The organism is Microcoleus sp. Pol10D4 (assembly GCF_036701555.1).
In the GTDB taxonomy this organism is placed as follows: Bacteria; Cyanobacteriota; Cyanobacteriia; order Cyanobacteriales; family Microcoleaceae; genus Microcoleus.
On record NZ_JAUBRA010000089.1, the window covers coordinates 1 to 22954 of the forward strand.

25 protein-coding genes are annotated in these 22954 nt (G+C 45.5%); 12 read left to right on the top strand and 13 right to left on the bottom strand.

Translation table 11 applies throughout. The features are described from left to right. Positions 1–77: 77 nt before the first annotated feature. Entirely contained in the window at positions 78–1895 is a 1818-nt protein-coding gene (locus QUA36_RS28040) for a helicase-related protein (protein ID WP_333459805.1), read from the top strand. 248 nt (positions 1896–2143) lie between these two features. Here QUA36_RS28040 and QUA36_RS28045 read toward each other — a convergent pair whose 3' ends face one another. After that, the gene (locus QUA36_RS28045; protein WP_445301461.1) at positions 2144–3379 is read right to left on the bottom strand and encodes a metal ABC transporter substrate-binding protein; all 1236 of its coding nucleotides are present in this window, start codon (positions 3377–3379) and stop codon (positions 2144–2146) included. A 144-nt stretch (positions 3380–3523) separates the two neighbouring features. On the opposite strand from QUA36_RS28045, the gene QUA36_RS28050 reads away from it, so the two are divergent. From QUA36_RS28050 to QUA36_RS28060, 3 genes are all read left to right on the top strand, one after another. Then, on the top strand, positions 3524–4291 hold the full coding sequence (locus QUA36_RS28050; protein WP_445301462.1) for a metal ABC transporter ATP-binding protein: 768 nt from the start codon (positions 3524–3526) through the stop codon (positions 4289–4291). Between the two features lie 140 nt (positions 4292–4431). Further along, on the top strand, positions 4432–5328 hold the full coding sequence (locus QUA36_RS28055; protein WP_333162392.1) for a metal ABC transporter permease: 897 nt from the start codon (positions 4432–4434) through the stop codon (positions 5326–5328). 289 nt (positions 5329–5617) lie between these two features. Continuing rightward, positions 5618–6076 carry a peroxiredoxin gene (locus tag QUA36_RS28060; RefSeq protein WP_333162390.1) on the top strand — a complete coding sequence of 153 codons (459 nt, stop codon included), beginning with the start codon at positions 5618–5620 and terminating at the stop codon, positions 6074–6076. A gap of 122 nt (positions 6077–6198) precedes the next feature. Here QUA36_RS28060 and QUA36_RS28065 read toward each other — a convergent pair whose 3' ends face one another. Both QUA36_RS28065 and hpf read right to left on the bottom strand, forming a co-directional pair. Next, positions 6199–6837 carry a Uma2 family endonuclease gene (locus QUA36_RS28065; RefSeq protein ID WP_333162388.1) on the bottom strand — a complete coding sequence of 213 codons (639 nt, stop codon included), beginning with the start codon at positions 6835–6837 and terminating at the stop codon, positions 6199–6201. Positions 6838–7012: 175 nt separating this feature from the next. After that, positions 7013–7666 carry a ribosome hibernation-promoting factor, HPF/YfiA family gene (gene hpf, locus QUA36_RS28070; protein WP_333459807.1) on the bottom strand — a complete coding sequence of 218 codons (654 nt, stop codon included), beginning with the start codon at positions 7664–7666 and terminating at the stop codon, positions 7013–7015. A 151-nt stretch (positions 7667–7817) separates the two neighbouring features. Here hpf and lipB point away from each other — a divergent pair, with 151 nt between their 5' ends. Further along, positions 7818–8498, top strand: coding sequence for a lipoyl(octanoyl) transferase LipB (lipB, locus tag QUA36_RS28075; RefSeq protein ID WP_333459808.1), 681 nt, complete (start codon positions 7818–7820; stop codon positions 8496–8498). A 362-nt stretch (positions 8499–8860) separates the two neighbouring features. Continuing rightward, entirely contained in the window at positions 8861–9208 is a 348-nt protein-coding gene (locus tag QUA36_RS28080) for a hypothetical protein (RefSeq protein WP_333162383.1), read from the top strand. 175 nt (positions 9209–9383) lie between these two features. On the opposite strand, the gene QUA36_RS28085 is transcribed toward QUA36_RS28080, so the two are convergent. Further along, positions 9384–9941: a single-stranded DNA-binding protein gene (locus QUA36_RS28085; protein ID WP_333459809.1), complete on the bottom strand. Its 558-nt coding sequence runs from the start codon at positions 9939–9941 to the stop codon at positions 9384–9386. Between the two features lie 9 nt (positions 9942–9950). Here QUA36_RS28085 and QUA36_RS28090 point away from each other — a divergent pair, with 9 nt between their 5' ends. Continuing rightward, positions 9951–10082, top strand: coding sequence for a hypothetical protein (locus tag QUA36_RS28090; RefSeq protein WP_333162380.1), 132 nt, complete (start codon positions 9951–9953; stop codon positions 10080–10082). A gap of 86 nt (positions 10083–10168) precedes the next feature. Here QUA36_RS28090 and QUA36_RS28095 read toward each other — a convergent pair whose 3' ends face one another. Beyond that, positions 10169–12712, bottom strand: coding sequence for a mannose-1-phosphate guanyltransferase (locus QUA36_RS28095; protein WP_333459810.1), 2544 nt, complete (start codon positions 12710–12712; stop codon positions 10169–10171). Between the two features lie 252 nt (positions 12713–12964). Beyond that, positions 12965–14203, bottom strand: coding sequence for a transposase (locus tag QUA36_RS28100; RefSeq protein ID WP_333459811.1), 1239 nt, complete (start codon positions 14201–14203; stop codon positions 12965–12967). Positions 14204–14606: 403 nt separating this feature from the next. Here QUA36_RS28100 and QUA36_RS28105 point away from each other — a divergent pair, with 403 nt between their 5' ends. Continuing rightward, complete coding sequence (locus QUA36_RS28105) at positions 14607–14804, top strand: hypothetical protein (protein WP_333030091.1); 198 nt, start codon at positions 14607–14609, stop codon at positions 14802–14804. Positions 14805–14811: 7 nt separating this feature from the next. Further along, the gene (locus QUA36_RS28110; RefSeq protein ID WP_333162374.1) at positions 14812–15549 is read left to right on the top strand and encodes a methyltransferase domain-containing protein; all 738 of its coding nucleotides are present in this window, start codon (positions 14812–14814) and stop codon (positions 15547–15549) included. Positions 15550–15795: 246 nt separating this feature from the next. Here the strand turns inward: QUA36_RS28110 and QUA36_RS28115 are convergent, their stop codons facing one another. Next, positions 15796–17544: a hypothetical protein gene (locus QUA36_RS28115; RefSeq protein WP_333363830.1), complete on the bottom strand. Its 1749-nt coding sequence runs from the start codon at positions 17542–17544 to the stop codon at positions 15796–15798. Positions 17545–18171: 627 nt separating this feature from the next. Next, positions 18172–18651 carry an NUDIX domain-containing protein gene (locus tag QUA36_RS28120; RefSeq protein WP_333053933.1) on the bottom strand — a complete coding sequence of 160 codons (480 nt, stop codon included), beginning with the start codon at positions 18649–18651 and terminating at the stop codon, positions 18172–18174. Between the two features lie 152 nt (positions 18652–18803). Between QUA36_RS28120 and QUA36_RS28125 the strand changes: the two genes are divergently transcribed. Next, positions 18804–19505, top strand: a complete 702-nt coding sequence (locus tag QUA36_RS28125; protein WP_333203674.1) for an alpha/beta fold hydrolase — start codon at positions 18804–18806, stop codon at positions 19503–19505. 223 nt (positions 19506–19728) lie between these two features. After that, entirely contained in the window at positions 19729–19929 is a 201-nt protein-coding gene (locus QUA36_RS28130; RefSeq protein ID WP_333459812.1) for a hypothetical protein, read from the top strand. Positions 19930–19934: 5 nt separating this feature from the next. Here QUA36_RS28130 and QUA36_RS28135 read toward each other — a convergent pair whose 3' ends face one another. Then, entirely contained in the window at positions 19935–20255 is a 321-nt protein-coding gene (locus tag QUA36_RS28135; protein ID WP_333459813.1) for a type II toxin-antitoxin system RelE/ParE family toxin, read from the bottom strand. Continuing rightward, complete coding sequence (locus QUA36_RS28140; RefSeq protein ID WP_333162363.1) at positions 20252–20518, bottom strand: hypothetical protein; 267 nt, start codon at positions 20516–20518, stop codon at positions 20252–20254. Before QUA36_RS28140 ends, QUA36_RS28135 begins: the two co-directional genes overlap by 4 nt. Positions 20519–20774: 256 nt before the next feature. On the opposite strand from QUA36_RS28140, the gene QUA36_RS28145 reads away from it, so the two are divergent. Next, on the top strand, positions 20775–21005 hold the full coding sequence (locus tag QUA36_RS28145; protein WP_333208841.1) for a type II toxin-antitoxin system Phd/YefM family antitoxin: 231 nt from the start codon (positions 20775–20777) through the stop codon (positions 21003–21005). 38 nt (positions 21006–21043) lie between these two features. On the opposite strand, the gene QUA36_RS28150 is transcribed toward QUA36_RS28145, so the two are convergent. From QUA36_RS28150 to QUA36_RS28160, 3 genes are all read right to left on the bottom strand, one after another. Beyond that, positions 21044–21304, bottom strand: a complete 261-nt coding sequence (locus QUA36_RS28150) for a hypothetical protein (protein WP_333218003.1) — start codon at positions 21302–21304, stop codon at positions 21044–21046. Positions 21305–21317: 13 nt separating this feature from the next. Then, positions 21318–21647, bottom strand: coding sequence for a flavoredoxin (locus QUA36_RS28155; RefSeq protein WP_333459814.1), 330 nt, complete (start codon positions 21645–21647; stop codon positions 21318–21320). A gap of 287 nt (positions 21648–21934) precedes the next feature. Further along, on the bottom strand, positions 21935–22258 hold the full coding sequence (locus QUA36_RS28160; protein WP_333459815.1) for a hypothetical protein: 324 nt from the start codon (positions 22256–22258) through the stop codon (positions 21935–21937). Positions 22259–22954: the final 696 nt, after the last annotated feature.

Below are 22954 nucleotides of genomic sequence, written 5' to 3' on the forward strand. Positions count from 1 at the left end.
CTTTTGTTACCTCTGTGGAAAAAATCCTGAAAGAATTTGGAGAAAACTATGTAATTAATTTTGTCTAGCTACTTATCATGATAGATGAAGTCACAGGAGACGATGGGGGTGTGGAGTTTTTGTCAGGAATTACGGAAATTGTCCAAGATTATGAGTTGGCGGATAAGCGGCACGGTTTTAATACTAAAATTATTGTAGCAGATGCTTCGATTGTTGACCCCGATGTCATCAAACAGCACTTAAGCGATACCTCGCCGGAACCGGATAAAATTTATTTCAAAAATGTAGATAAAAATGCTCATAAAATCCCGCCTTTGCAAGTCATACCCTTTGAATTTAAACGGTTAGCGGCTAAAGTTATCAATGCAAATTCCTATCCTGCGAGCAGTTTAGAGATAACTTATAAGGTATTTGTAGAAACTGTTAAATACAATGAAAATGCGTCTTTAAAGGAGGATAATGATTTAGTAAAACGGGTACAGTCTGAAATAATTCAGGATATCAATCAGCGATTGGTGGAACCTGGTGTCGAACAAATTATAGTCTATATTCAGAATAAGCGAAGATTGGCAGAATTGATTGATAAAATTCAAAAACAACGAGAATTTAATCAGTTTGAAGATTATCTGGAAATTCACGCGAATATCTCGGAAGAGGAGAAAGCAAAAATACAGGAGTGCAAAGATACAGCTAAGGTAATCTTTATGACTGCATCGGGAAGTCGCGGCTTATCTTTCCCGAAAACTAAACACATTTTAGTAGATATTCCGCGCTTCCAGATTGAGAAAAATCTGATGGAAGTGATACAGGTGATTTATCGGGGGCGCGGCGAAGATAAACATGGTAAAACCCTTGACGGTGAAGACAAGCAGTTGGTTTTTTACGTGTCTGATACAGCCGTTTACTATGCTGATGATGCGGAACTTTCCCTACAAGAAAGCAAATTGAGTTTGTTGAATTTACTGCTAATTCTGAAGACTGCGGTGATGACGCGAATTGTCGGCTACGGGAATTTAGGTAGGGAAAAGTTTTTGATGATTCCGATTGGTGGTAAGTCGGTTTCTGCGGTGGGGGATACTTTTAGTAACAAGATGGCTTCTCTAATTAAAACGCTGAAGAGCGAAAGCATCCGAGGAAATAGGTTGCTAAAGGAGGTTTATACGAGTTTAGAAGAGCTTTTGGGTCGTGGGGAGTTTGTTTTGACAAATTCTGATAACTCTCGTTACAAGGGCAATTCCTACCTGGAAATGCGGGATGATTTTAACAAGAAGTTTTTGGAGAAGTGCAATCCGTTAGATGGTTTGCTGAGTTATGATAATTTAGAGAGTGGTCATATTTGTGGTAGTTTGTTGGTAGTGCCTCTAGCTAAGCAAAATTTGCTGGAAAAATACCAGATGCGGCTACGCGAACAAATTCAGAAGTGTGTAGATAATGACTTGCTGAAAAAAATGTATCGAATTAGGGATAGCGATTCGTCCCCAGAGAATGTAATATCGGCGATAAGAGGAGGTGCGATCGAGCTTTTGCAATTTCTCAACGGCGATTTGGAGAAAACTCAGTATTTTGAAGAGCAGAGTCAGCAGTTCGATCGCTATTATGCCATACCGCTATTTGCTTTTGTCAGCGGGGAGGAAATGCAGGAGTATTTTGCTGACAATAAGGTGGAAGAACCGGAAGACAGGCGGTTTCGGGATATTTTGTCGGCTTATGTGCGATCGATCTACCCTGTAGATAGTGTAATGCCGATCGGGCACAAGTATCAAGACTTTCCATTTATCGTGTTTAGAAGCTACAGTTTAGAGCAAAGTCGAGAAAAGATTTTCACAGATAAATATCTTTTAAGTTCCAACGAATTGAACGTGCTTAATTTAATTTTGTCGAAACAGGTAAACTGAAACTTGTAGGTGCGTCAGACGATTTTAGATTTTAGATTGGGAATGAATGATGACTATTGGGGTTTAGATATTACCTACAGTTGCATTCTTGTTGGAAACTGGTATCAGTTAGCTGTCATCCTATCCGCACAGAAAATAAAACTATTCTGACGCACCATATAGCGGTTCTCAAGCGTAGTGAGGTATGCCCTATGCCCTATGCCCTATGCACGTCGAGTACCTCATGTTACCGAGAAAGGCTATACTTGCTACTTGCTAACTTCAAACGGCGTGTATTTCCCCCCCAAAGCTTCGACGATGGCGCGAGTATTAGCCGACATCATTTTCACATAAGAATCGCCCTCGCTTCCGGGCGCCCCAATCGAATCCGAATAAAGTTGCTGCGCTGCCAATTTCACCCCCGCTTCCTCCGCCACTGTTCTAATCAGTTGCGGGTTAATTGTAGTCTCGGCAAAAATAGCAGGAACTCCCGCAGCTTTCACGGATTCTACTAACTTTTGCACCGTTTGAGCGCTGGGCTGTTCCTCCGTACTAATCCCGATCAAACTGCCCGCACTTCCCAATCCGTAGGCGCGGCTGTAATATTGAAAAGCATCGTGAGTTGTTACTAATTCGCGCTTATTTTCGGGGATTGTTTTAATCTCTTGTTCGATCCAACTATCCAAACGTTTTAACTCTTCAGTAAGTTTCACAGCATTCTGCGTAAACTTTTCCCGATCTTCCGGTGACAGTTCGATTAGTGCATCCCGAATCGCTTCTACCATTTGAACTACATTTTCCACATTTCCCCAAACGTGTGGATCGGGTACGGTATTGCCTTCTTTATTCAGTAGCAAAGGCTTGACAACTTCCCCCACTGCTAATTTCCGCGCCTTAATTCCGGCGGCATTCATCATTCTAATTAATCCCGGTTCCAAATTGTAACCGTTATATAAAATTAAGTTAGCTTTTTCTAAAGCTTGAGAATCTTTTGGCACCGGTTCGTAAACGTGAGGATCGGTTCCCGGCTGCAAAATTCCTGTTAGCTGAACTTCGCCGCCCGCTACTCGATCGGTCAAATCCTCAATAATTGTGCTTGTAGCAACTACCTTGGGTTTAGCATCTGCCTCTGGAGAGAGGCGATCGCCCTGGGTTTGAGCGCAACTAAATAAACCCACAGTCAAAATGCCGCAGGCAATAGTTCTAATCGAAAATACCTTGGACTTGTCCAATCCAGGGGCGGCGGTTTCAATCCCCCACTCACGGCTAAACTCCCCTTTATCAAGTTGCTTCACAATTGCCGTCGGTTTTAACTCACATTTTGCACTCTTCTCCACCACAGGCAAGATGCCTGTTCCCCAATGATTCAATATTCTGGTGGGGTGGGCCAATAGCCCGCCCCGATCGCGATCATTGAGAAGGGTGGAAGATATAAGTTTTAACCTACTTGAGATTTTCGCCACAAAACCTATGGTTTGAGGGGTTTCCAGCTTGGACTGTCGCATTATCTACCTCTGGTGCGTTGCAGATTATTCCTATTTACCGATGATTTCATATTCTTTTCATTTTTACAGTAAACTTAATAAAAAGGAGATAGACTCACCGCCATGAATACCGCCGCCTTCCCCAACGAAAATCCTTGGTCTCAAATGGTTTGCCACCTCCAAGACACGGCTACCGACACTGAAATTATCACTGTTAAGCACTTAGCAGTAAACTACCGCACGGTAGAGGCACTCAGAGATATCAATCTTTCTGTCAAACCGGGAAGGCTAACGGGTATTATTGGGCCCAACGGTGCCGGCAAAAGCACGCTAATCAAAGCAATGTTGGGCTTAATTCCGGCAACTCGTGGCACTGTTACCTGGGGCGAAGAATTGATCGCCGATCGACTCGAAACAGTAGCCTACGTGCCCCAGCGATCGCAAATTGACTGGAACTATCCCGCCACCGTTTGGGATGTCGTGATGATGGGAAGAGTCAGAAAAGCCGGATGGTTTCGCCGCTTCTCGGCAGCTAGCCGCCGCACCGCTGCCGATGCTTTAGAAAGAGTAGGCATGAGTGCTTACACAGACAGACCGATCGGACAACTTTCTGGCGGACAGCAACAGCGAGTATTTCTAGCTAGAGCCTTAGCCCAAGAAGCTGCTATTTTCTGCTTTGATGAGCCGTTTGTCGGCGTTGACCAAAAAACTCAAAATATCATTTTCGACATCTTCCACGAGCTAGCAAATGCCGGGAAAATTGTCTTAGTAGTCAACCACGACTTAGGCGAATCAATCACCAATTTTGATGATTTAATTTTGCTCAATACAGAATTGATTGCCGCTGGTTCCCGCCAAGAAGTGCTAACCAAAGAAAACCTTTACCGCGCCTACGGCGGGCAAGTAATGTTCTTTGCCGGACAAGCTGCTTAATTAGCTAGCAGTAATTAATCTACGAGTTACGCTTTTGAACCTAGTTTCTTGGATAATATTGGGTTTGGCAACGATAAATCTCCGATTAAACCCGGTTGCTTTGATTGTTAGTCATTAGTTAACTGTGATGTTATAATTTTATGCTACAAACCTTAATTGAGCCGTTGCAGTACGGATTCATGCAGCGATCGCTCATAATTGCCATTCTCGTAGGCATCGTCTGCGCGATCGTTGGCAGCTACCTAATGGTACAGCGGCTGGCCTTGCTCGGAGACGCCATCAGCCACTCGGTTTTGCCCGGATTGGCGATCGCATTTATCCTCGGAGCAAACATCTTTATCGGCGCGTTCATTGCCGGAGTTTTGAGTACAGTAATCATAGCTTGGATCAAAGCTCGATCGACAATTAAAGAAGACGCCGCCATGGGCATCGTATTTTCGGCATTCTTCGCCCTCGGCATCACCCTAATTACGATCGTCCAAAAAGACAACAAAATCGACCTCAACCACTTTCTTTTCGGTAACATCCTGGGAGTTACTGCCGAAGATGCGATCGACACAGCCGTCATAGTCGCCGTAGTCTTATTAGTTGTAGTATTCTTTTACAAAGAACTGCTATTTTACACATTCGATCCATTAGGAGCGCAAGCAACAGGTTTGCCAGTAAACCTGCTCAACTTTGGACTGATGGTACTCATCGCCCTCACAATAGTTGCCAGCCTCAAAGCCGTTGGCGTAGTGCTAGTCTTGTCCCTATTAATTACACCCGCAAGTACCGCCTATCTCCTAGTAACTCGCCTGCACCAAGTAATGATTTTAGGCGCAATAATCGGAGTGATTTCCAGCATTAGCGGAATGTATCTCAGCTACTTTTATAACTTACCCTCTGGCCCTGCAATAGTTTTAGTTGCATCGGGATTATTTGTACTATCATTGCTGTTCAGTCCCACTCAAGGAATCCTCACCCAGCCCCGCACACACTCCGGCCAAATTCCTCCAATCTGGCGGGAATTAAAAAATTTAACTAAAGGCCGATAACAACTAACTTTGTGGTAAGGATTCAGGGCCGCCCCTCCAATTTTCAATAACAATCTGCGTTAATCAGCGTTCATCTGCGGTTCAAAAAAGCCTCTAGAATTAATCCGCATAACTGTGAATAGCCGACATCATTCCGATGTTGTTAAAAGGTTTTTTTTGTTTGAGTGCGAGAAAGCAAAAAGGGAGGCTGTCGCAGCGGGCGATCGTAACTGCGAAATATTGCTCACAAAAAACTGTACAATAGCAAAAGTTAAAATTTCACGCAAACAGAGCTACTCAGTTAAAAAACATGACAGTCAAAGTAGGAGACACCGCACCCGATTTTACCTTACCCTCTCAAACTGGCACATCAGTCAGCCTCAAAGATTTTAAAGGCAAAAAAAACGTCATAGTCTACTTTTACCCCAAAGACGACACACCCGGATGCACGACTCAAGCTTGCGCTTTTCGAGATAGCTACGAAGTCTTCAAAGACGCAGGTGCAGAAGTCATAGGAATTAGCGATGATTCGCAGCAGTCTCACGAGAAATTCGCCACCAAATATCAGTTACCTTTTACACTGCTGAGTGATACGGGGAATAAAGTTCGGCAATTGTACGGCGTTCCAGCCACCCTGTGGATTATGCCCGGTAGAGTAACTTATGTCATTGACAAAGAAGGCGTTGTCAAGCATATTTTTGACTCGATGTTAGACTTCAAAGCACACGTTGCAGAAGCACTCAAAACTTTAGAAACCATCAAAAGTTAGATGGATTTGCTTAAATATATTGTTGGTAGTGAGGACGAAAGTCCTCATTATCTCAAAAATAAGAAAACACTAAATTCCTGACTGCGAACTAACGGTTTTTAGTGAGAACGGAAATTCTCAGATTAGAGGTTTTCCCGTACCCAATTTTTAAAAGCTTGAATAGCGTGGGTTCTACCAGCAACTTGAGTCTGCTGAGTGTACTGATTCACCAGTTCGACAATCGGAATGTTGGGGAAAGTGGGACTAACATCAGACTCAATATATTGTTCGGTTTGTAAGACGTTGATTTGTAGCCCTCGCCTTGCGTATCGCCAAAGTTCCGGCACTCCTAGAATTTGATAATTATCCAACTGCGTGCGAGAGGTAAGATCAATTTCTATAGCTAAGTCTGGGGGCGGATCAACACTCATATCGAGGCGATTTTTACCGATAACCGCTGCTTGATTTTGGATGTAAAAACAGGTATCCGGTTCGACAGCCTGACTCATTCGTTCATTTTTCAACGTTGTCGAACCCAACGACTCAAATGCTATTTGTCGTGTTTCCAACAAAATTTTTACCATGTCGCCAATAATTTCCTTGGCTTTTTCATGTTCGGGCAGAGGCACCATAATTTCTAACCGTCCGTTACTATAAGAAAGTCGGGAAGCACGACGTTCTCCCAATTCCGCCAAAATACTTTCAAATTGTTGCCAGTTAACATCCTCAACCAGTAATTGCTGACCCGGTTGAATCTTTAATTGTCTTAACTCCAATAGCATAATTGTTCATCCATTTTCTCTAGGAAATATCAGCAAAGTGCTTACTACGAATCATTATCTTAAAAAACCAAGAAAGGACTAAAGTCCTTACTAAAAACTCGTGGTTCGTAGTAAGGACTTTAGTCCTTTTTTGCTAACGGCTTGCAGCCATTAACAATTAGCACTCAGCAATTATCTAGCTTTTTGCAACACTCGATTTTTCAGATGTAGCGCTTTCGGCATTTTTGCCATTTTTGCTATTACCGTTACCGTTGCTGTGGCGGGGTTGGATAACTCCATAGCCACCGTGAGTCTTGCGTTCGTAGAGTACGTTAATTTCGTCTGTTTCCGCATTACGGAACATATAGAAATCGTGATCGATAATCTGCAATTGTTCCAAAGCTTGTTGCACAGTCATTGGAGGCATAGCAAAATACTTAGTCCGTACCACCTCAGCAGGAAGTTCGGGAGTTCGATCGCCAATCAGATCCGCTACTACAGGATGTTCATCAACTACCGTAACCGTTTTGGCACTACTCTGGATTTTGTTGTCGTGACGTTTTTCCTTAAATTTCCGCAGTTGACGAGCTATCTTGTCGGCAACCAAATCTATGCTTGCATACAGGCTTTCCGTGCTTTCCTCAGCCCGAATCACGCTGCCGTTAGCATAAATTGTCACCTCAGCAGTCTGCTTAGGATTGATCCTGGGGTTACGAGCCACCGATAGATGTATGTCCACTTCCGTAGTCAAAGTTTGAAAATGGCTAACTGCCTTTTCCACCTTTTGATTGACGTACTCGCGAATCGCATCGGTGATTTCTATATTTTTACCCTGGATAACAAGCTTCATAGAGCTCCCTCCCTTCTGTAACTTCGGTATATTTTATACAGTAGCACTATGTATTCTGGAAAACACTTATCTTCCAAATCTTTTATTATATGTTGACAATTCTTGATTTAAGCTGGGCCAATATTCCGTAAAAATACTATTGATTTTTTGCATGGTTTCTCCTCTAATCCATCAACCACTAAATGCACAACCCTGCTTGCTCCTCGATTGGGGACTTGTGCCCTACTCCCAAGCTTGGGAAATTCAGCAAAAACTCGTGCAAGAACGCCGCGACAAGCCAGATTTGCCAGATGTCCTGATTTTGCTGGAACATCCGCCGGTTTACACTTTGGGAATGGGAGCAAAGCTGGAATTTCTGAAATTTGACCCGGGTCAAACTGGCCCGGAACTGCACCGAGTTGAGCGGGGCGGCGAGGTGACTTACCACTGTCCGGGCCAATTGGTGGGCTATCCGATTTTAAATTTGCGCCGTCACCAACAAGATTTGCACTGGTATTTGCGACAGTTGGAGGAAGTGCTGCTGAGGGTGCTGGAAGTTTGCGGGTTGAAGGGTTCGCGGGTTCCCGGTATGACTGGGGTTTGGGTGGATGGGTGCAAGGTAGGTGCGATCGGCATTAAAGTCAGCCGCTGGATTACGATGCACGGTTTTGCTTTAAATGTTTGTCCGGATCTCGCTGGTTTTGGGCAAATTGTACCTTGTGGCATTCCCGATCGACCTGTTGGAAGTTTAGAGCAGTTTATCCCCGGAATTGAGGTCGATCAAGTGCGATCGATCCTTGTCGCTGAGTTTGCTCGCGTTTTTGCAGTGGAAATTGTGCGATCGAATGTGTAGGGTGCGTCGCTGTCAACCTTACTGCTAATAATCGCAGTGCGATCGCTCTTAAATTACCAAAAACATCAGGCTTAATTCTCCACCCAATCACTTAAAAACTCAACATTAAGGATGCTAAATATCGAATCGAATTAACGCGGCGGTGTTTGCGAGACTTGGGTATTATAGAGAGCATTTTAACGGTCTGTACTTACTGACTCAAGAATTGACAGGATTGGTGGTATAATTCAGCCTCGCCTGCTTCTCTAACCTTAGATAGAAGCAAGACCGATGCAGAAATACGTCCTAAGAGTTTTGCGATCGCCCCTAGCGTCAGGTAAGCTTCTTGTTAATTATTGCGCTTTACTCAGGAGAAAAAATTTATGCCAGATATGTCCGGTCAAGACCCCTCGGAAATTAAAATGGCGACGGTTGATGAAGAACAAAAAGGCGCAACGTTTAGCGGTACGGTCATCCTTGCTATCGATGATACCGAGGGTGGGGAAGTCGTTTTCTTCAGAGACTTTTTGATTGAAGATTATAAAGGCGAACTTACCGCTTATCTGGCAACAGATGGCAATATAACGAAAAGCATTGATTTAGGCGAACTTAAGCATAAGAGCAGCAGCTTTAAGCTGCCAATTCCGCTGGGAACGGATACATCACCCTACAATACAGTCGTGCTGCGCGACGAAAAAAGCAAGAAAAAAATTGTGACGATCGAGCTGTAAAATTTGCAATTTAGCTCGTAGTTGGGCCAAATTCGTTAGCGCAGCCCTCGAAGAGGATCGCCCTTTTTTTCCTGAAGTACGCGCGTGCGAAGCTATCCCGTAGGGAATCGCCCTTAAATTAAGGTGCGTCACTTTCAATCGAACAGTCCAGTTGTAAAGTGATGCACCCTAATTTTTAAAATGGAATCGGATCGTAATCGGGATTTTCCGGTTCGTTAGACGAACCCGACTGGCGATCGGACTCAGAATTTGAAGACTGATGCGAGTTCCAATCCGAACTAGACGTGCGGTTAGAGCCGCTTGGAGCGCTGTTAGAACTGCGGTTCCGCGAGCCTAAAGGAACTACATTGCTTGGCACATTAGCCGGGGCCGTGTCGCGAATTTGAGCCGGTTCCGGGGCGGTTCTAGTTGGGGGAGCCGAACTCATTGCATCGGCGCCGACACTGTAAATCCTTTGAGCTGTCAGTTCAGCGCGCTTTTCTTTAATACCATCTCTTTCGATCGTATTCATGCTCAGCCGTCCCTCAATAATCACGCGATCGCCCTCGTGATATTTCTCGTGAATTTCTTGAGCAAAATTTCCCCATCCTATCACTTTCAAATGTTCGGGCGGATCTTCAGGTTTTGGGCCAGGAAACTGCACCAGCATCTCAGCGATTTGAAGTTGATTGTCAGGAGTATAACGTAGTTGCGGTTGTTGAATTATTTCCGCCATCAAAATGCAGCTATTCATCTGTTATCTATGCGTAATTGGGAATTGGGAATTGGGAATTGGGAATTGGGCATCGGGAATTGGGCATCGGGAATTGGGAATTGGCCCGCGCAGGGACTTCGGGATTGGGAATTGGGCATGAACTTTCAAGTAAAAAGGTAAAACTTAAAATAACGCATTTTATTTTTTTACTTTCGCATTACCAATTCCCCATTGCCAATGCCCAATGCCCAATGCCCGATTACGGATTACACGTTACCAAATTTATCTTGGAGAACCGCCGCCTCGGCTTGACTGACAAAATCGTGAACGAGGGCGCGGTACTCCTTCAACGTTTCAGATACCCAATCTCGATCCTCACTGTTGGCGAAGATATGAACGGTCGGTTCACTAGCATCGGGTAAAACTAATACCCAATTGTCGTCGCTGTAGTTAAAAATCTTCACTCCATCTAATAATTCTAAACGATCGGGCGAATGAGTTTCTACTAAATGTCGCATCAGCGAACCCTTGATAGTCCAAGGACAGCGGACGCTGTAACTGCGGTGGGTGATGCGGGGAAGTTCCGCCTTGATCTGTCCGAGCGATCGCTCCTGAATCGTCATCATTTCTATCACTTTAGCAATGCAGAACATCCCGTCAAATCCGGGATGCAATTGCGGGAAAATAAAACCCATAAGGCCGCTGCCGCCCAAAACCACATTCGGGTTCCTGTTAGCGGCTTCCATCAAAGCAGTTGGGTTCGCCTTCGTGCGGATTACCTTGCTTTGATAGCGTCGGGCGATCGCCTCCACCGCAGACGACGCATGAACCGGCACTACTACTGTACCTTTGGGATGAGAAGTCAGCATTAAATTTACCATCAACGCCGTCAGCATTTCCCCGCGAATTGCTATGCCAGACTCATCTACCAAAATGAGCTGTTCGCCGTTAGCCGATACCTGCACTCCAAAATTAGCGCTGAGTGCTTTCACCACCCGGCCGAGTTGGTCGAGCAAATATTCCCGTTCTCCGTTGCTTAGAGAAGTCTGCTTGAGACTGGCATTGAGAACAACCGCATCGCAGCCGAACTTGGCGAGCATTTGGGGCAAAATTGCTCCAGAAACCGCGTAAACGTAATCGATTACCACCTTAGAATTGCTGTAGCGTATCGCCTCAACATTCATCTGCCGCTCAAAAATGCGGTTGTAAACATCGAGAGCTTGGTTAAAGTACGTCATCTCTCCAATTTCGGGAATTAGAGCTCGCCGCAAATCTTCCTTAAAATAAGCCCCCTCGATTTTTTTCTCAGCTCCTTTAGTAATATTGATGCCTTTGATATCGAAGAATTCAATTAAAATGTGGTCGGAGCGATCGGGTGAAATGCGAACATGAATGCCGCCAGCAATCGACAGCGTAGACGAAACTGTGCGCGCGATCGGAATTGCCGTCGATTCCAAATTGACCACATTAATTCCCACCGACATCAAACCCGCAATCAAAGACCTCGAAACCATCCGCGAAATGCTGCGCTGGTCACGAGAAACCGATACCGCAGTCCCCGGTTTCAAAGTCGAGCCATAAGCCGCACCCAATTTCACTGCAAATTCCGGGGTAACATCCACATTTGCCAGTCCTTGAACGCCACGCTGACCGAACAAATTCCGCTTAGCTTGTTCTCCCCAAATTAAATTTTGATTTAACAGAGCGCCGGATTCAATATTTTTGCTCGGCCAGACACGCACGCTTGGCCCCACTTGTGCTTCTTCTCCCACGATGGACATTGAACCGACGACAGCACCTTCGAGGACGTGAGCGCGCCTGTCTACGCGCGTGCTCCGGCAAATCACGCACGCCCTAAGATGCGCGTCTTCACCGACAATTGCTCCGTTCCAGACGATGGGACGTTTGAGGTTGGCGTCGGCCCCGACTGTCACGTTATCTCCGATCACTGTACCGGCATCGATTTTAACTCGGGCTCCAATTCGGCAATTGTTGCCGATCATGGCCGGTACTTCGATGATCGCGCTATCGTCAATAAAAGTATTCTGACCTACCCAAATTCCCGATCGAACTTCGTTGTAGTAGCTCAAATCCAGTTTGACCTTTCCCCGCAACGCGTCGTACTGAGATTCCCGGTAAACATCTAGCTGGCCGACATCGCACCAGTAACCCTCGGCGATGTAGCCGTACATCGGCTCGTTTTTTTCCAGTAGCAGGGGAAACAAGTCTTTCGAGAAGTCGCACTCCTGATTTACCGGCAAGTAATCCAAGACTTCGGGTTCTAAAATATAAATGCCGGTATTGATAGTATCGGAGAAAATTTCGCTGCTAGAAGGCTTTTCCAGAAAGCGACTGATGCGGTAATTTTCCTCGGTAATCACGACCCCGAATTCCATCGGGTTGGGAACGCGAGTTAAAATTAACGTGGCTTTGGATTGCTTGCTGCGGTGAAATTTGATCGCTGCCGTTAAGTCGAAGTCTGTAATGCTGTCGCCGCTTATGACCAAAAAAGTTCGATCGAGCAGTTCAGCAATATTTTTGACGCAACCAGCCGTACCCAGCGGTTGGTCTTCCTCCACAGCGTAAGTCATTTGAACGCCAAACTCTGCCCCGTCAGTAAAATATTCACGCATGACATCGGGAAGGTAGTGCAGCGTTGCAATAATTTCCGTGATCTGATGCCTTTTTAGCAAATTAATAATGTGTTCTGCGATCGGGCGATTGAGAATCGGCACCATCGGTTTGGGCAAATCGCACGTCAGGGGTCTGAGCCTAGTTCCCGATCCCCCAGCCATCAGCACTGCACGCATAAAATCCTCCTTGCTTAAAAAGCTCTCTACCGCTATTGTCCGCTAGAAAAAGTTTGCCTGCTGTAATTCGTCGGCCGCGAGCTATCAGTTCTTAGTTAATTATCTTCGAGTAGTGACACGTCTGTGAAATCCCGTTGGGCTTGGCCGTCCCCCAACAGCAACCGATTTCAACCGAATTAGAACTTGCGGCATCGCACCAATCCCCCGGTCGAGCTCGGATTTGTAGGGGATGTTGGGTAATAGTTACAGGTTTTATAGGCAAATATTACACTTGCCTCGGACAACCATTTTGTAAGGTGTGACCCTCACCGGACGTACTACCACGCCCTGTATTCCCTCGGCAAAAGCGTTGGGAAATGCTTTTTTGACAATGTTAGCGCTGCCATTGACATCCGCATTAATCAGTCTGCCGTCACCAGCACGAAACAACCCTCGCTTAATGCGTTTACCTTTATACTCCGAATGCTTGACACAAGGTTCATTATCTAAAAAAGAACACTTTGAAGTGTAACTTTCTTCAATAACCTTCACAACGATTCCTGTTAACTGCGCTTTATAAGTTAGCATTTCAATAAACCTTGCATGAGGTATGGCTACGAAGTTCTGATTATTCCGCTTGCCGAGATTTATTCCCTGTTTCCAGTTATCGTTTTTACCAATCACCAGTGTCCCGATTCGGTTAGCTACCAGATGATTGATGATGAATCGACTTGCATTATGCAGGTAATTATCTACTTTTACATTCCGCTTGTGAGTTAATTGTTCAATTTTGATTGATGTCTTTCTTTCCCCCTTCAAGTATGACTGAAACACTGTCTTATTTTTGTGATAGTAAGCATTGATTGATTTGAGGGGTTTGCCATTTATTATCAGCGGAACCCACCCTTTTTGATTGGATGTAATTGTCGCTAAATTATTGAGCCCCATATCAATTCCTGCTATCCCTTCTCTACCTGATGATGATTGACTTACATCCTTGGGTTCATAAACTACCTCCATCGAGTAATGGTAAGTTTTTGGGACGATTCTGACTTGATTTACGACCCTAACTTTAGTAGTCAGAAATATCTGGGTTTTCGAGAGATTGATGATTCCTTTCTTGAGCCATTCTTTACTGATGGATTGAGCGGTGTAAGTCAGGACATTTCTGCCTAATGTTTTGTGTTTGTACTTGGGTATTTTTGGTCGGGCTTTGAATTTCTCTGGATGGATGGCATATTCCTTGGTAGCTTCAAAAAATGATTGCCAGCTTTCATTTAATCTCAATAATACTTGCTGAGATACTTTGGCTGGTAATGCTAGATAGTCAGTCGTTCCCTGACATAGTTTCTGTATTTTGTAATAGTCGAGGTATTCTCCTGAGATGATAATTTTTTGTCTGATTAGGTAGTTAGCGTAGTTGAAAAGATTCTTCGAGAGAAAGCACAAATTATCTAGCTGCTTGTATAGCCAGTGGGTTCGATCGATAATGTGCTTTTCAACTAGCTGCATTGTTGTACCGTCATTTTGACTATGCTATACTAGAAATGGCTATTAATGGCCATAAAGTCAATAAAGTTTTACAATACCAGTTAAAAAACAGAATGCAACTATAGGCCCGTGCTCGGAACCCTTCTCTCATCAGTCATTACCAATTCTTTAATTCTTCCATCTAAAATGGTATAAGTCCTCAGAATCCTCGACTTTTGGCAGAAGTCCCTTCTTGCTTGCTCGGTGAAAGCTATTTCGGGGGTGTTATTTTTAAGTTTGTGGCCAGCGGGGATTTTGCAGTCTCTTTCTGAAGGTGGAATTACTACAGCTATCGCTGCGCCTTGGCGTCTGATAAATGATAGATTAAGGGTAGCGCTTTGACTAGCTGACCCAAAATCCTATCCATTGCTTAGGGGTTTTTTAAATGAGTACGTTAATTAGCTTGGCATTGCTGATCGCTTACGGTGGCGGTATTTGGAAATTTTGGAATGGTTTCGATCGCACTAACTTCGATCGAAGTTTTGCAAATCGCCTGAAGCTCTCCCTGCTCTGGCCCGCGTTAATTTTTAATAAGCCTTACCGCCAAAACTTTACAAAAGCTCTCAAAGCTTCTAAAAGGTAATTCAAGAATGTCTAAAAAGTCCGAACGCCCAGTCGCGGGCCAGGAGCAAACTTGGTTTGCCAAAGGCAAATCAGATAGCTGGCAAGTTTTACTATCGCAGGTTGCTGCCCGGTTCGATCGCGAATACCGAGGAGAAGCTTTCGCCTTACCCGAAGAAGTCGAAGCAATGCCAATTTTCCTGGAATCAGTTGCAGGAACTCTCCAAGCAAAAACAGTTTCTCCCTTCTGGAAAATTGCCAAACCTCAAAAAAATCAGCGCTGTTTAGACATAGGCTGCGGAGTCAGCTTTCTGATCTACCCTTGGCGGGATTGGGAAGCCTATTTTTACGGTCAAGAAATCAGCAGCGCAGCGCGAGACGCCTTAAACGCTCGCGGCCCTCAGCTCAATTCTAAGCTGTTCAAAGGCGTAGAATGGGCCCCCGCTCACCAGTTAAATTACGAGGAGGCTCAGTTCGATTTATGCCTCGCTACAGGCTTTAGCTGTTACTATCCCATAGACTATTGGAGTATTGTCATGGGAGAAGTAAAGCGGGTACTCAAACCGGGCGGTCATTTTGTTTTTGATGTCCTCAGCCCTGATGCTCCTTTAGCAGAAGATTGGGCAATTTTGGAAACTTATAGAGCCGGCGAAGTATTTTTAGAGACAATAGAAGATTGGGAAAAAATGATTAAAGCTGCGGGCGCTAAGGTAGTAAAAAAGCAAAGCGGCGACTTATTTCAAATGTATAAAGTTCAATACAATTGAGAGGTTAAGGGGAATATGTAATTAGCTTTTTACTCAAAAATTCAATCATCCAAAGCTTGCTCTGCCGGACAAAAAACTACTTCATTCTTAGTGGAGAAAGTAGGGTAAGTCAGCAAGTACAGATTAGTTTGAAAAGCAACAAATATTCAAGCTAACGCACCCTACTAACTACTAACTCACAATAGTGAAGCAAGCAGATTGGATATTACCTATTCCCATACCGGATTACCAATTACCGACGCCCAATTAATTTTCGGTAGCCGCAGGAGATGGCGCAGCTTCCGGCGAGGGTGACGGCGACACTTCCGGGGATGGTGACGGCGACACTTCGGCTGCAGGAGATGGCGACACTTCGGCTGCAGGAGATGGCGACACTTCCGGGGCCGGAGATGGTGCAGCTTCGGGCTGCGGGGACTCTTCGGCGGCAGGAGATGGCGCTGCTTCCGGCTGCGGAGACTCTTCGGCGGCAGGAGATGGCGCTGCTTCCGGCTGCGGGGACTCTTCGGCGGGCTGCGGTTGAGGAGAAGGCGACTGTTCCGCGGCTGGCTTCGGTTCAGGCGAGGGCGAAGGTTGAGCCGCAGGCTTGGGTGCGGGCGGCGACGGTTGATCCCCTGGCTGCGGTTTGTTTGAAGGGGCCGGCGGCTTCTCAAACTGCGGTTTCACTTCTGTAGGCGCTGGGGAGGGCGGCTGGCCTGTTGGTCTGCTGGGCGCTGTGGGGGCGGGCGCTGGCTGCTGCTGACCTGGTGGGTTGGGCCTGGTTGGGGTGACAGGAATGCCACTGCAAACTTTTTCGTCGTACTTAAACTCGACAGCCAGTTGGTAAAGCTTGTGCGTGGTGGCTGCTTCAAATGTTAGAGAAGGGCTAATAATCGCAATTTTAGCCGCATTATCGAGAATACCGTAACCCGTGGGGACGATCGGCTGTGGCTCGGCCTTGAGCAAGCCTTGAGGGCTGACAACTGCTCCAAAAACAGCAGTTCCTTGGAGTTTTTGCGAGCAAGCTGTTACGGGATAAGGGACATTCACAGGAGTCGATCCCGTCATTTCCAAGTCAGGATAAGCCTTTTGGAATCTGTCAAACAAAGCACGATAGTTAGTTACAAACGCAGTTTGCTGTGCCGCTGTGTCGGTGGATGAGTTTGAACCGGGTTGTCCGGGCTGTCCTAGCTGTCGCTGTCCTTCTTCAAATTGTTGCCTCCTGATTCTTTCTTCGGGAGTTTCTGCGATGAGATTCCTTTTATTGGGATCTTTTTGAGTCAATTTTGGTACTCCATCGGGTCCGACATTCCTGCCAATTGGGAATTCCGGGGTAAAGACTGGAGCTCCGTCTGGAAATAGTGGGAGTCCGCCTCTACTGGCTATAATCCTTTTGAGCGCCTCTGCTTCGTCTTCCGAGCCGCCGCCTGGAAGCGGGGGCGCTTCTGGCAGCGATGGTGGTGGCGGGATATTGCGATCAAAATTACCAGGTAAGGGTGGGAAAAGGAAACCGCTGGGAGGTACGGGTGGGACGAAAGTAGGTATTGGCTGGGAGGGGGCTCTGACTGTTGGGGATTGAGTCTTGGGAGGTGGCGGGGCTATTGGGGCCGTGAATGGCGGGAGAGGGGAAGGAGGCAGAGGGGAAAAGAATCCAGGAGGGGGCATTCCCGGCGGCATGGCGGGCAAGTTGATGGTATCAGGTGGGGGGGGCAAGGGCGGAGCTAACTTTGGCCCTGGTCGAAGAGGAACTGGTGCGATCGAAAATGGCGTAAATCGCGTATTTGACGGTTTCGGTGGTATGGTTTGTGGCAGGCGGCCGGCTTCTGCAGGAGTTAGTTCTACTAAGCCGACAGAACCGGGGATATTTTTTGAGGAATTTCCACCATAAAATATGTTTGAGAGCGTCGGGGCGCTTACTCCGAGGACTCCGTGCAGGCTGACAGAAGCTAGGGCTGCCCACCAAAAAGGCTGGCGCAGCGGTTCGGAGAGGGTGTTGGCTAGGGAGGAAGAGTCAGTCATTTAAATTTTAGATTTTAGATTTTAGATTTTAGATTGGGGGATTAGGAGATGGTTAGATTTTAGATTTTAGATTGGGGGATTGGGGGATGGTTAGATTTTAGATTGGGGGATTGGTAATTTATATTGTTGTGGTTGTGATTGAGTGTGAATTCGTTTTAATGAGGAGAGGTTGGGAATTCAAAGGTATAATTTTAGCACGGTCGGTATCGAAATTGCCCGATCGACTTTTATTAAGATTTCGCGACCCTCACATCCAGCACTCAAGCCGAGAAACCGGGTTTTTGGGCTGGTTCAACGCTGTTATAGCAACCGCCAATAGGGTGAGGACGTTGTTAATTGCTGAAACCATTGTTTTTCTTGCCTACTGCCTTTGGCCGAATCCTATACGCGGTTTCTCAGATATTGTTGAGAATGGTGAGCGGGGCGTCAGACGGGCCGGACTGGGGCGATGGAGAAAACAGACTGCGCCGCTGCTATACCGTCTTTTTTCGGGATCTGGAGCGCCACTAATTCATTAAACACGATCGAGCGAACGGATCGACCCCTGTTTCCAATTCGGTTACACAACCGGATTCATCCGTGGAAGTAATTACTCAATCCAAAATCCAAAATCCAAAATCGATGGATTCACCAGCGATAGCGGTAATTTTTAAAAGGAGCTCCCTCGATGGTGAGCAAGTCGATGGGATAAATTGGAGCGCCGCTTGCCATATATTGAAACATTTCTCGAACTTCCTCTCCCCGCAACGACAACTGGTCTAATTCCTTGAGAGAATACCAGCCCGCGCACAAAGTATGCTCATCCGGCTTACTCTTGGGCGGCGTCTTATCTTGTGGACGAGCCACAAAAATGACTCGGAGGCGCACATTGCCCCTAGGCATCACTGTGTGCTCTACCCGGAGAATTCCCTCAACGATGATGGAAATGCCCGCTTCCTCAAAGGTATTACGCATAGCAGCTTCGAGCAAAGTCTCCCCTTTTTCCACTCGCCCTGCTGGGAGATACCACTGCTGCTCGTACTTGCGCTCTTGTACCAGTAGAAAACGGTCTTCTAAGTGAACGACAACTAGGGTAAAATACCATGTTTGAATCGGCTCGCGAGCCATAGAAGTAGATATTCCCTAAGCAAAAGGTTAAAGGAGCGGCAGATGTTAGCAATCCAAAGGATGCTTCGGCAAGTGTCTTTGAACTTGAAAAACAGATCGTAGCACTCCGGCCGCAAAATCTAAAATCTACAATCTAAAATCTAAAATTGACAATGCCATTACCAACCGTGATTTTACCAGGATATTTTGCTGCTGCTTCCGACTATCGCGAATTAGAAAAGTCTTTGGTCGATCGAGGTTTTCCAACAGTAACAGTGCCTCTGGGCAAGGGAGATTGGTTGCCGACTTTTGGTGGGCGGTCGATGGTGCCAATTTTGCGACAGCTCGATCGCACGGTCAAACAAATGTTACAGCAATACGGGGTTCCCCAGATCAATCTCGTCGGTCATTCCGCCGGCGGCTGGATTTCTCGCATCTATTTGGGCGAAAAGCCTTACACGATTCACGGCGACGTGCTTGAGGATGCGGGTTTGTGGGAAGCTCACCCTTATGTGAATACTTTAATCACTTTAGGCACGCCGCACGTCTCTCAAGAGCGCTGGACGCGCAAAAATCTAGATTTTGTCAAAATTCACTATCCGGGGGCTTTTCACCCGCAGGTGCGCTACGTGTGCGCTGCTGGGAAGGCTGTTTTTGGCAAGCGCGGTTTTGGGACTTGGCTGGCTTATAAAAGTTACGAATTGACTGTGGGGAAGGGCGAAACTTGGGGAGATGGAATTACGCCGGTGGAAGCTGCTGTTTTGGATGGGGCCGAAAATCTGGTGTTGGAGGGGGTTTGGCATTCGCCTCGTTCTCCGGGGAAGTGGTACGGTTCGCCGGAGGTTTTGCCGGCTTGGATTGAGTATTTGCGTTAGAAATGAACCGCGAAGACGCGAAGGACGCGAAGGAAGAAGCAGAAGGTTTAAGGGGCGGATTTGTTAGAATTTGAAGGAGCTAGTTTAGTGCGGTCAAACTCGCCCCCGCGATGCTATGTTTGCTTGAATTTTTATCGCTAACTCAATAGAGTGAAAAAATATTTTCTGTGGCATCATCGGTAAGATTCAGAAGTCACGGCGAACCACACAATCAAATTCTACGTTGGCTGGGGTGGAATTGGGCGACCATGCTACTGTGCGCTTGGACGCAGATAACGAATTTCAGCCGGATGCTTTGTTGAGAATTGATGCCGGAGGTCGATCGCAAATTAGGGATGATGATTATGTGCGATCAGTATGCGTAGAATCATCGCAGTGTTTGGTATTTGGTGCGAGGGGCGATCGCTCTTTATTGACTATTTGAGGCGATTACTCTGGCGGTTCAGTATCGAGAGGGGCTTGACGGCGGTGACGAATATGTAATATCGCAATGGTATCGCCCTCCACCACAAACAGAATCCGATAGGTTCTTCCTTTACCAACCCAAAGTTGTCGAATTTCTCGATTAATGATGGCTGCTTCGGGGGCAACTGAGCAACGGTAAGGAAACTGTTGCAGGGATGCGATCGCATCTTGGAGGTCGTAGTACCACTGATTTGCGGCATCAGCACTCAGATAATCGCACATCCAACGGTAGGCGTTTTCAATTTCTTGAAAGGCGGGTGGTTGGATTATGACTTGATAACTCATAGACGAGGAGGGATGTTGAACTGCTGCTGTAGCGCTGTCATGGCTCTCTCGGCTGGAATACCTTCTCCTCGATCAAAGCTTTCGAGTCCTTTGCGGATGCCGATGATGGCTTCGAGGTAGTCGATGCGCTCTAGCAGTTGTTCGTAGGTATTAAGTTGGGGGTTTGGAGTGGATTTTAGCGATCGTACCAAGCTAAGAATATCTGCGAGCAGTTCGTCAGGGGTGCTATCGATTTCTTGGATGAGGAGTTCTTTGATGGTCATCGCGGCATCTGGTAGAGAATTGATACTTTGATTATAACGAGTGTCGATCGCCCCTTATTGACCTCGACCCGGTTTACTATCGGCAAAACCTAAACCTTCGGAGTATAAGAAAGTGGCGATCTCACTCCGTAGAATAATCGCAGTGTTTGGTATTTGGTGCGAGGGGCGATCGCTTTTTTTTCATTCAAGCATCGCTTTCCGTCTAATCCTCGCATTATCATAGTAGAAATAGAATAAGATTGTAAACTATCAACAAATGGCACAAATTATTACTACTGAATTACCTCAAACCCTCCAGGCTCTATTTATAGAGGTCGAACGTACCAAAACCCCTTTAACCGTCATCCATGAAGGAAAAGCATTAGTGATTATTTATCCTGCGACCACCCAAGATCCACGCCCCACCTTTGGTGCAATGAAAGGAAGCGGTGAAATATTAGGAGATTTCATTGCTCCTGTCGCCGAACTGTGGGAAGTTTTGGAATGAAACTTTTACTTGATACCCGCATTTAGCTAGCGATCGCACTAGACTGTTGCTTGAACAAGCATATCCTCTACTTGCCTAATTTGCTTCCAATCAATTACTGCAACCCAAAGACTTTCCTCTTCTGAATATTGCACTACGCCATCGACTTCTAACTCTTCGTCATACAATGCTAGCAATTGACCATCTTCCAACTTAATATTTTGGCGACTCAAATCTTCAATCGTACCAACGCAATTGAGGCGAAGGCGACCTTGTTCATCCGCATTATGAAAGTCTGCAAAGATTCTGGGATATTTCATATTTTTGCTCAACTCAGGATGATTGTTGTGAGGGATTAGGAATCGTTGGTGTCAGCAGCAGACTTGCTTTTTCTGGTGTTAAGCCAGTTAATGTTGCATGATTTGGGCTCCGGCCAGAAGTACGGATGACATCTCCCTCGGACGATCGAACCTCACCCACTGTCGTCACACCAACTTGTCCATGAGGGATTGTCAGTGCTAACTCTGCTACAGATAATCCTACTGCACATTCTACAGAAATTCCCGTGATGCCGCTGGGGTGAGTTGCCGTGCTGCGTTTAATATCTTCAGGACGATTGCGACCGCCACGAACTACTAAAGCCTCGTTTGGAATTTTTTCCACAAGTGTAGGCTGTTTGATTTAAGTACGCGCTATACTTTAGCAGAAATCTTTGTCCATAGGGCGATCGATCTTTTGTTTAACTCAAGCATCGCACTCTGTACAATCATCGGATTGTTTGGTATTTGCTGTGAAGGGCGATCGCTCTTTATGCGTGATGGGGCAATCACTATTAGGGCAATCATCGCATTGAAATTGTATAAATGGGTAAGATTGTGAGTGGAAAAAGAGGTTGGATTTCATTGCGTCAACCCAACCTACCAGCTCATAAATTAATCATCCCTCGGTGATTAGTTTTTCTCAGATGTTGTTGGCTTCTCTCTTGCTGCCTCATCTTCCGACTGATATCTGCTCGATTTACCTGGTGCGGTTAATCCCAGAAGTCCACCCAGTACCAATGCTGCTATTTCAAAATACTTTGAGCAAACAGGATTGTCTCTAAAAATGATTTGGGGTTGAGTTCCAGCAGCTCTTGAAGTAACTGGGGGGTATTCTAATTGCACTACACAAATTTTATCACTTTTGAGAGTAATCGCCAGAGCACCAATAATCACAACCAAAGCAATAATAGGACGCATTCCATTATGATCTAAGAACTTAATAATCCAGTTCATATCTTTACACCATGCCTTAATAGTCAATGTGCGGCTTAATACACTATTACAGGGATTAAACGCTTGTCGTTTAATCCCTGAATTTACTGTTTAATTTTTCTCCTATGGTTCTTAGAAATCAGGATATTTTTTATAAAAAAAATTCAATTTTGTTCACAATTTTTGAAGCTTTTTACTCTGTTTAAATTTATTTAGTACAGTTTTGTACAATGTTGTTAAAAAGTGATATAATATACAAAATTCTCACATCTTGCTCATTGGTAACAAGTTAAGCTAAGAAAACATTTGTCAATCAGCAATTATGCTCAACATTTACTTGGATTTTGAACCCAAAACTGAGATTTGGGCGATCGTGCCGAGGGTGATATTTATACCTACTCCCTCTCAAATCGTGAATGTTCCACTCCTAAAAAAGCAGTTTTTTTGAGTAATATTACTGATTGACAAATGCAATTAAGTCTTAACTTGTCACCAATGGTTATCAGAAAAAGCAAATAGTGATCGCTCTTTATGATTGGTGATGCGATCGCTATCTTTACAAGCATCCCATGAGAATGGTGGAAATGATAAAATTGTGATTGTAAAAAAAGTTGGGTTGAATTCATGAAACCCAACATACTACTCCTTTCCCGCTCAAAGAGTACAGAAAATGCTATAGTAAAAAAAAGCGAGGAAAATATCAATGAATCTGAGCCA